Source organism: Psychrobacter sp. Arc9, assembly GCF_041431295.1.
Taxonomy (GTDB): Bacteria; Pseudomonadota; Gammaproteobacteria; order Pseudomonadales; family Moraxellaceae; genus Psychrobacter.
The window spans coordinates 1-1,423 of the sequence record NZ_JASMRK010000055.1 but is presented as its reverse complement, the minus strand read 5'-3'; the positions used below and the strand labels follow the sequence as shown (position 1 = coordinate 1,423).

At 39.7% G+C, this 1,423-nt stretch carries 2 protein-coding genes; both read right to left on the bottom strand.

Features of this window, described 5'->3' with window-relative positions; genetic code table 11:
* Positions 1-33 precede the first annotated feature (33 nt).
* The gene (locus QO187_RS13760; protein WP_371548659.1) at positions 34-957 is read right to left on the bottom strand and encodes an IS3 family transposase; all 924 of its coding nucleotides are present in this window, start codon (positions 955-957) and stop codon (positions 34-36) included.
* Positions 861-1,379, bottom strand: a complete 519-nt coding sequence (locus QO187_RS13755) for a helix-turn-helix domain-containing protein (protein ID WP_102092633.1) — start codon at positions 1,377-1,379, stop codon at positions 861-863. The genes QO187_RS13760 and QO187_RS13755 overlap by 97 nt, the downstream gene beginning before the upstream one ends.
* Positions 1,380-1,423 lie beyond the last annotated feature (44 nt).

The window sequence follows — 1,423 nt, the reverse complement described above, 5'->3', positions numbered from 1 at the left end:
TGAACTGAACCCCAAATCTTGGACGGTTTACGTTTATTTCAAGGACTGAGTTCTGTACTGTACAGGACTCAGTCCTTTTAGTTTAAGCTGAATACGTTCATGATTGTAGTAATGAATATATTCATGAATCTGTCTCTCTAATGCTTCAATTGTTTTAGGTTTGTCGATATAGATAGTCTCGCACTTTAATGTACCAAAGAATCCTTCCATTAACGCATTATCCAAGCAGTTGCCTTTCCTGCTCATACTTTGTTTTATCTTATGCTTTTTAAGTGTCTCCCTAAACGGCTTCATTTGATAATGCCATCCCTGATCTGAATGTAGCATTAACGTCTTATGACGATGTTTTCCAGTCTTGTCCAATGCATTATCAAGCATTTGGCTTACCAAATCATAGGTTGGCCTTTTTGCGAGCGTATAACTGACTATCTCATTGTTATAAACATCAAGTATCGGTGATAAATATAATTTATTGTCACCTACCTTAAACTCGGTAATATCAGTGAGCCACCGCTTATGTGGCTTGCTTGCTTTAAACCGACGCTTTAAATGATTCTTTCCTATTACTCCAAGCTGTCCTCTATAGGAGCGATACTTTTGTCGTCGAATTCGGGCACTGAGTGTCAACTGTTTCATAAGCTTAGCAACGAGCTTATGGTTATGATGAACCCCTAGATGCTTTAACGCGACAGTCATTCTACGATAGCCATATCTGCCTTTATGCTGGTGGTATATCTGAGCAATATGCTGTTTTAAATCAGCGTATTTGTCTTTACTCTCAAGCGTTGCTCTATGGTAGTAAAAGCTGCTCTTTGGTATACCTGCTATCTTTAATAAGTCAGATAAAAGATGCTGCTGTCTTAGTCCTTCGATGAGCCTCGCTTTCTGCCTGCTTGTTCCTCCGCTTTGAGCAAGGCATCTAGCTTTTTTAAGTAGGCAACCTCCGTACGCAGGTATTCATTCTCACGCTTAAGCTCTGCTAGTATCTTTTCATTATCTGGTTTGTCGATGATAAATGGCTTGGTCATGGCGTCTCTACCTTTGCGTTTGGGGATTAGTCCAGACATACCATGGTGCCTATATGCTTTGTGCCAGTGGCTAATTAAAGCAGGTGAGCTGATAGCAAACTTTAAAGCGACCTCAGATTGACTTAAGCCTTGTTCTAACATGACTGTTATCACTTGGTGTTTAAAGTCGCTACTGTATTTGGCTTTACTTGTTTTGGGTTTGATCGCTTCTATTCCACCTCTTTGGTATTGGTAAGTCCACTTAGACACTATCTTTTTATCAAGGTTAAATTTTCTTGCTGTAGCGACTCCGGTATGTCCTTGCTCATAGTATGCGATGACTTTGAGTTTAAAGTCTAGATTGTAACGCATAAAAATACCCCAAAAGTTGTGTCCAACTTATGGGGTTCAGTTCA